This window comes from Bacteroides sp. 43_46 (assembly GCF_001915455.1).
GTDB classification, from domain to species: domain Bacteria; phylum Bacteroidota; class Bacteroidia; order Bacteroidales; family Bacteroidaceae; genus Bacteroides; species Bacteroides caccae.
Map to the genome: position 1 here is coordinate 1 of NZ_MNQN01000065.1, position 8,315 is coordinate 8,315.

Sequence of the window (8,315 nt, forward strand, 5' to 3'; positions counted from 1 at the left end):
GTATAATTATTTTCTTCTTCTTCCTGTCAAAACAAAGGGGCTTAAAATTGCAGCACAATTGCAGAAAGGAGCTTCGGGAGGGGTGATTGAATGGAAAGTAAAATAAGTGAATATAAACCTTTTAAACAAAAAAGTATATGAAAACACATGAAAACCGGACCTTGCTCAGCAAAGTCTTGCTACGGGCAACAACCTGTCTTTTGCTCACAAGTGGTATTGGTATAAGTCCTGCATTTGCAGTTGCTGATCTGGCAAATACAGTGAGAACTGAAAGAATGCAGCAACAAAAAGTATCAGTAAGTGGTGTTGTGAAAGATAAAAACGGTGAACCGATTATCGGTGCTAGTATCATGGAAAAAGGAACCACGAACGGAACTATCAGTGATATAGATGGGAAATATACATTGAATGTAAAAAGCCCAAAGTCTGTTTTAGTGATTTCTTATCTTGGCTTGAAAACTCAAGAAGTGACTATAGGAAGTAACAGAAAAGTAAATGTCATTTTGCAGGATGATTCGGAATTGATGGACGAAGTAGTAGTTATAGGCTACGGAACCCAACGTAAAGGAGATGTGACCAGTGCCGTGGCTTCAGTAAAAGCAGAAGATTTTACAATCGGTAAAATAGGGGACGCCGCTGAACTGATTAAAGGAAAAGTAGCGGGATTAAGCATTACCAATTCTACTGGCGATCCCACAAAAACTTCAAGCATTATGCTTCGTGGTATATCCACTATTACCGGCAGTGTCACTCCATTAGTTTTAGTAGATGGAGTAGAAGGCTCTCTGACAACTGTTGCCCCCGAAAATATTGCATCTATCGATGTTTTAAAAGATGCGTCGGCAGCAGCTATTTATGGTACGCGCGGTGCAAATGGCGTAATTATCATCACAACCAAAACCGGTAAACGGGAGTCACGTGCCAACGTCTCTTATTCCGGTTATGTTTCTTTATCCGACTGGTTCAAGACTGCCGATTTTATGGATACACACGACGTCATCTACGGACTGACCCCCTTTGAGTATGAAGGCTATGATACAGATTGGCTAGGAGCCGTGACCCGCAAAGCCGGATACAAGCAGAACCATTCATTGGCTATTGATGGGGGAGGCAAAAACTCTTCTTATTCAGCCAATGTGACATTCAGCGATGAAGACGGTATTATGCGTAAAAGTGACAATCGCAATATAAAAATGCAGATGGACTATACTCAATATGCTTTGAATGATATCCTAAAATTTAACATTAATATGTTGTATGGTAGGCAAAACTATACCAACAATAACAATGCGTATGTGTACCGCCAAGCCATTATCCGTAACCCGTCTTCTCCTATTTATAATGAAGATGGATCATACAATGAAAATTTTAATAAGCTATATTATTATAACCCAGTAGAGATACAGAATGAAACAATCGGTGACACTCGCGTTAACTGGTCCCGCCTTACTGGTAATATCACCGTTGAACCGATTAAAGGTTGGCAAACAAATGTAATGTTGTCTATGAAAGAAAATATCACCCGTGGGGAAACGTATTATACCAGCAAATATTATGACCAGACCCAAAAGGATGTAAACGGTTATGCCTCCAAGTCGGAAGGTTCTACGCGAAGTGATAATATGGAGATAACTTCTAAATATGATTTCTCAATAAAGAAACATCATGTCAATGCTTTGATAGGTTACAGCTACTTGTATACAGTGAATGATGGATTTAATGCCGGTAACGGTGATTTCCCTACAGAAGCCTATTTATACAATAACCTAGGGACTGGCGCCTACTTGACAAATGAAAAAGCTCCGCATGCTTCAATGGGTTCTTATAAAAATGATAATACGCTTATAGGTTTCTTTGGTCGCGTAAGCTATGGGTACGATAATCGATATAACCTCATGGTAAGTGTACGTCGGGAAGGTTCTTCCAAATTCGGTAATAATAATAAATGGGGAACATTTCCTTCTATATCCGCGGGATGGACGATCAGCAATGAAAGTTTCATGAAGGATGTTACTTGGCTGGATAATCTGAAATTACGTGCCGGTTTTGGTATTACCGGTGTTATTCCCGGTGATCCGTACAAGTCATTATATAAATATGGTTATGATGCTTATGGCGATATTATGAGCCCGGAAGGGGACTGGATAAAGACATTGGCAATTACGCAGAATTACAATCCGAATTTGAAATGGGAAAAGACGAAAGAGATAAACATCGGTTTGGATTGGGGTGTATTGAATGGTCGTTTAAGTGGTTCTATCGATGTTTATAGTAAAAAGACAGTAGACTTGCTTTACGATTATAGTGTGCCGGTGCCACCCAACTTATATTCTACAACGCTTGCCAATGTGGGACAAATGCGTAATCGAGGCATAGAATTTATAGTCAATGCAATACCTGTGCAAACCAAAGCTTTCGAATGGAATACCACGTTGACTCTTTCACATAACAGCAACAAGTTGCTTAGTTTGTCCAATGACTTATATGAAACTGAGAACTTTAAAGAAGTAGGAGGCGTGGGCGAGCCTATTTCTGTGGGAACTCATTGCATGGAAGTAGGGCATCGTTTAGGAGATTTCTGGGGATTAAAGTCGGTTGGAGTGGACAAGGATGGCTTTGTATTGGTTCAGGTTTCCGATGGTAATGGTGGTTGGAATGTAAAGCCATTTAATACAAACCTAAATAAAGAAGAAAATCGCCAACGTTTAGGAAATGGCCTGCCTAAGATATATGCCGGATGGGGAAATACATTCCGTTATAAAGGTTTCGACCTAAATTTGCAATTTACCGGACAGTTCGGTTATCAGATTTTAAACGCACAACGCAGTTTCTACGAAAACAATTCCATTGCTTATAACCGGCTGAAATCGGCTGCCGATTGGCATCCTGCCATTAATGCGGACGGCACACCCGTTATGGATGAAGCTACCGGCAAACAAAAAATGGTACGCTTGTCAAATTCAATGTCTCAAGGTATATGGAGCGATCATATTGAAAATGGGGATTTTGTAAAACTGACAAGTGCAACATTAGGTTACACTGTGCCATTATCTGGGTCTATCAGGAAGTATATCAATCACTTGCGTGTATACATCTCAGGTCAGAACCTGTTCTGTATCACCGGGTATTCGGGCATGGACCCTGAAGTTGATAATGCTTTCTTATCGCCGGGTATTGACTATCAAGACAAGTATCCCACTACCCGTTCATTTACTTTCGGCTTAAATGTTAACTTTTAAATCAATATAGCTTTATGAAACGTTTGAATTTTAAACACATAATAATGGGACTGGCGGCAAGTTCATGCTTGGCATTCAGTTCATGTACCGATTTGTCTGAAACTCTTTATGATGAGTTAACGGAAGACAATTTAGACTTCAATAGCGAAAATGATGTAAATTCGCTTAAAGGACAGGCTATTGCCCAATTTCGTTATATTTATTGGGCTTGGAACGGCTATTTTGACCTAAACGAAGAGTGCAGTGATACCTATATGACCCCTAAACGTATCAGTATTGGATGGGGAGACTTATATGTAAATATGCATAAACATGACTGGAGCTATACGTTAGGTCATATTGACGGTCTTTGGAGTTATGCCTACAAGTGTTTAGGTTATTGCAACAAGACGCTGGATATCATGCCGGAATCATCCAAAAAAGCCAGAGCCGAAGTCCGTTTTATCCGTGCAACTGTATATTATATGTTACTGGATGCATTTCGTAATGTCCCGCTGGATACCACTCAGGAACATCCGGCAGGGTATCTGCCCGAGCAGGCTACAGCTCAGGAGTTGTTTGATTTTTGCGTATCTGAGTTAACCGCAATAAAAGATGATTTGGGAACAGAGCATGTATTCGGGTATCCTAATCGTTATGCCGCTTGTATGGTATTGGCTAAATTGTATTTGAATTACAATGCCTACTTCAAGACCGATGATAACTCTTGGTATGAAAAAGCTTATGCAGAGGCAAATGAAGTAATAAAAGAAGGCGGTTACTCATTGGCTGAGAATTATCTGGATAATTTCCGTCAAGATATTTCTGCATCTCCCGAGGTTATTTTTGCCATACCTCTAGACATCACTCATGCTTCCCATAATTATTTGTCTAGCAAAGCAGTACCGCAATCCGGTCTAGAAGCCTATGGATGTACGGGTAGTGCACAAAATGGCAGTTGTGCTATTCCTCAATTTATTGATACTTATGATGAGGAAGACCAACGTTTGGCTGATACATGGGCTATGGGAATCCAGAAGAAAGCAGTGAAGAATTCGGATGGTACCTACACTCCGCAGGCAGGCGATCCGATTCCTTTCAGTTCAGATGACTGGTCGGGCACTGGTTATTTGAATTATAACAAACAAGTACATTCCATTGACAATCCCGGAGCTTACCAACAAGAAGGCTATCGCTTTGTGAAAAGTGAAATTTGTTCCGGAACCGAAGGTACTTATGGAAATGATGTCGCGTTCTTCCGTCTGGCAGATGCCATGTTTATAAAAGCGGAATGTTTGTTGCGCCTCGGTGGTTATAATGATGAAACTGAACAAACAGCGGCTGATCTGGTAACAGAGGTTCGCAAACGTTCCTTTAAATCGGCAGCAAAAGCGACACGTACTGTCGCTCAACTGAAAGGGGGAAGTACTTATGATTATGGACATCGTGAATATCAATGTGAAGGATTTGCTAATTGGGACCGCAGTTCGTACGTTTTCACAGAAGAAGGAGGAGATGATATCATTCTGGGTGGTTTGTTGGATGATTTGGGATGGGAGTTTGTTGGTGAACACCATCGTCGTCAAGATCTGATTCGCTTTAGGATGCAGGATGGACGCAATGTGTTCAATGGTAAATCATGGTTCTGCAAAGATGCTACTACTGAGACGCACTGGGATTATTTCCCTATTCCGAAATCGGCATTGGATGCAAACCTTAATTTAAAGCAGAATGAAGGTTATTCAAGTAAATAACACAATAAAAAGATAGATCATGAAAAAAAGTATATTCCATGTTGCAGTGCTGGGGTTATTAACAAGCATCGCAGCTATTAGCTGTGACGATAATACCGATGTGTGCCAAGAGCATATATTGACACAAGACGAAATAAATGAAATGGCTCGCCAGGATTCCATCAAAGAAGTTCAGAAAAACCAGATCAATGCAGATCTGATTTTGGAATATCAAGCAGACATTACAATCAGCCAAGTGGCCTATGACGGAACCCATATAGAGATTGAACTGGATAAAATTGCCGAATTATTTCAAATCTCTGAAGAAGATTTGTTAGCAGGCATCGCATTAGACGACGGTGCACCCGAAATTCAAGGATTTGCCATCGAAGGAAGTACGCATGCCGATAATATGACGGCCTCTAACAGTAATGCTACTTGGGGGCACTGGTTTGATGCCAATGGAAATGTGGTGGCTTGGGGTGACAATGCAATGGTGTGTTGCGAATACAATACGGAAGATAAATTTTTTAATGTCATGCAATTCCCCAAGCACTTGATAGATGGTCAGAAAGTTAAAGTTATAGAAGGTTTGAAATACGGAGAGAAACGGGTGGCTGTAGTGATCACTGTGATGGCGCACGGAGCTGAAGAAATTACTGCTCCGATTGTTTCTACGCAAAAGGTAAGTATCGATGTCAATCCTGCCAGCACTTATGATATGAATAATGTTAAGTTTGACGTTAGTAAGGTGATGGCTGATTTGGGGATTTCTTCCATGGAAGAGGCAAAATATGTTGGTGTGAAAGCTGATGGCAGTTATGCACAAGAATCGGATGCCGGCACCAATGGGTTTTGGTATGATATGGATGGATTTGCCAGTGGTTTTGGTGATAATGCGCGAGTTTATACCTCTTATGGTGGCGATGAGTGGATGGACGATGAAATTGGAATAGGGCAAAATCCGGGTAAAATGGTAGAAGGTGACCAAGTGGTAGTGAAGTATGGCATTCTAGCTAATAACAAAATTGCCATGATAGAAATCACAGTGAATGTTGTTCCTTACGATGATCCGGAAACAGCTCCTACAGGTGACCCTAAGACGCTGGAACAGACCGTGAGCCTCTCTAAGGCTTATGATAATACGTATAGTTCTGTTCAATTTGATATAAAGGAAGTACTTCGGGACGCTTTTAAAATGACTACTTATCAAATTCATAGGGCGCGTGTATCAGGAGATTTGAAGATTTATTGTGGTGAAGAAACAACAGAAGCCCCTTCGTATACTGCTGATGTTCCGGGCTATTGGCTGGGAAAGGATGGTGCGTCAGCAAAGTATGCAGATGGACTTTGTTGGGTTAGTTTGGGAACCAGTGAAACAGAACTCTATTTATATGGTGGAAATCATCCGGAGAATGTGGATCCGGCTCACGGTACAACGATTGCAACGAAATATATCATTACTTGCAACGGAGGCAAAGTGATTGTAAATCTGTGCTTTGAGATTAAAGGTGCTGTAAGCGAATAAAAAAACTTGATATGTTTATGAAAAAATATCAATTACTAAATACTTTTCAATGGTTGCTGATGACTTTGTTCTTTTTATTTTTTATCATGGGTTGTGATGACGATGAGAAAGTGAGGGAAGAAGAAGAAAAGATTACCATTGGAGAGGATCAATTGGCTATTGAATTGGATGCAGAAGATACTTCTGCATCCATCAAATTCACAGCTTTAGCCTCGTGGACAGCAACAATCAAGGAAGCGGAAGTTCATAATTGGGTGGCACTTTCATCCAAACAAGGAATTGGCGGACTTGTTACTTTAAATTTGATTTTGAAAAAGAACACTAATAAAGATGACCGATATGCTGTTATAACGATTGCGTGTGGAAATAGTACTAAAGAGATAAATCTCAGTCAGGCAGGGAGTTCCCTATTGATTATGGACGAAGCCGATATTAAAGACTTTGACAAATACTATAAGCCGGCAGAATTTAGTAAAATGGATATGTTACGCAGCGATTCCAAATGGTCTTGGTTCCGTTCTGCACAAAGTGAGCACTTCTTTGTATTCTGGGAAGCCGGCTTTGGAGATAATCCGAATGCAGATACCGTTGATGCCGCTTTGCGTGTAGACATAGATGATTTATTAGAAAAGGCAGAGCAGTTTTATAAAACCAATATTGAAGTCTTAAAGTTTGCGCAATTAGGGGAGGGAAAGTCTTATCTAGATAAATATAAGATGGAGATTTATTTGTTGTACCAGACCGAGTGGTTAGCTACAGGCTCAGGTTATGATAATAAAATCGGAGCATTATGGGTTAATCCAAGTACTTGCCAGCCGGTAGGTTCTACTATAGCCCATGAAATCGGACATAGTTTCCAATATCAAGTATATTGTGACAAAATATTACAGGGAAATCCGGATGATTTGAAATGTGGCTTTCGTTATGGTTATGAAGGGAGTAATGGCGGTAATGGATTTTGGGAACAATGTGCACAATGGCAATCTTATCAGGACTATCCTGGTGAATTGTTTGCTAACTATCATTTCGACGTATGGCTGTCCAATTGTCACAGGCATTTTGAACATGAATGGATGCGCTATGCCAGTTATTGGCTTCAGTCCTATTGGACTGCAAGGTATGGAATAGAAACGGTGAGTAATGTCTGGAAACAGTCTGTTTATCCCGAAGATGCTATTTCTACTTATATGCGGCTATATTGTGGCAATCAGTGGAGCATAATGAGTCAGGAATTGTATGACTATGCAGCACGAATGGCTACTTTTGATATAGATGGCATAGGAGAGTATGCCAGTGGTTACCTTGATAAATATTCAACTAAGCTTTATCCTGCCGGTGACGGATACTATCAGGTCGCTTATGCCAGTTGTCCCAGTACGACGGGCTTTAATGTCATCGCCTTGAATGTTCCGAATGCAGCCACTACTGTAAGTGCAAGCTTTCTAGGATTATCACCTGGTACCGATCTTGCCCCTGATGATCCAGGGGAATATATGGAATCGGAAACTGTAGCAGGGACGGTTGCTACATATAATGTGGGCAATGCAGCAGATGCAGGTTGGCATTATGGTTTTGTAGCATTGAAAAAAGATGGAACGAGAGTATATAGTGACAGGAATACGGAGCCTACTGGTGTAGCAAGTTTTACATTACCTGCAAATACTGAAAAACTATACTTTATCGTATTGGGTGCTCCCAAGCAATACAAGCCTCATCCATGGGATGAGAAAGAAAAGAACGATGAGCAATGGCCTTACAAAGTAAAGTTTGAAGGAACGGACTTGCTTGGCAATTTCTCTATTGACGAGACGGCTATGCCTAAAGATATTACATTGA

The 8,315-nt window shown here is 40.7% G+C and carries 4 protein-coding genes; all 4 read left to right on the forward strand.

Annotated features, from left to right (window positions below):
- The first annotated feature begins 137 nt into the window (after window positions 1–137).
- Window positions 138–3,239 (forward strand): SusC/RagA family TonB-linked outer membrane protein, encoded by a 3,102-nt coding sequence (locus BHV72_RS06340; RefSeq protein ID WP_005844094.1) that lies wholly within the window; start codon window positions 138–140, stop codon window positions 3,237–3,239.
- Between the two features lie 14 nt (window positions 3,240–3,253).
- Window positions 3,254–4,972 (forward strand): RagB/SusD family nutrient uptake outer membrane protein, encoded by a 1,719-nt coding sequence (locus BHV72_RS06345; protein WP_032938899.1) that lies wholly within the window; start codon window positions 3,254–3,256, stop codon window positions 4,970–4,972.
- A gap of 19 nt (window positions 4,973–4,991) precedes the next feature.
- Complete coding sequence (locus BHV72_RS06350; RefSeq protein WP_005844099.1) at window positions 4,992–6,479, forward strand: DUF4859 domain-containing protein; 1,488 nt, start codon at window positions 4,992–4,994, stop codon at window positions 6,477–6,479.
- A gap of 11 nt (window positions 6,480–6,490) precedes the next feature.
- Window positions 6,491–8,315 (forward strand): DUF6055 domain-containing protein (locus BHV72_RS06355; protein WP_286855260.1); only part of this gene is annotated, 1,825 nt, incomplete at its 3' end.

Excerpts from the sequence above, each read along its gene's own strand:
- BHV72_RS06340 (WP_005844094.1), top strand. The coding sequence starts at position 138 with ATGAAAACACATGAAAACCGGACCTTGCTCAGCAAAGTCTTGCTACGG.
- BHV72_RS06345 (WP_032938899.1), top strand. The coding sequence starts at position 3,254 with ATGAAACGTTTGAATTTTAAACACATAATAATGGGACTGGCGGCAAGT.
- BHV72_RS06350 (WP_005844099.1), top strand. The coding sequence starts at position 4,992 with ATGAAAAAAAGTATATTCCATGTTGCAGTGCTGGGGTTATTAACAAGC.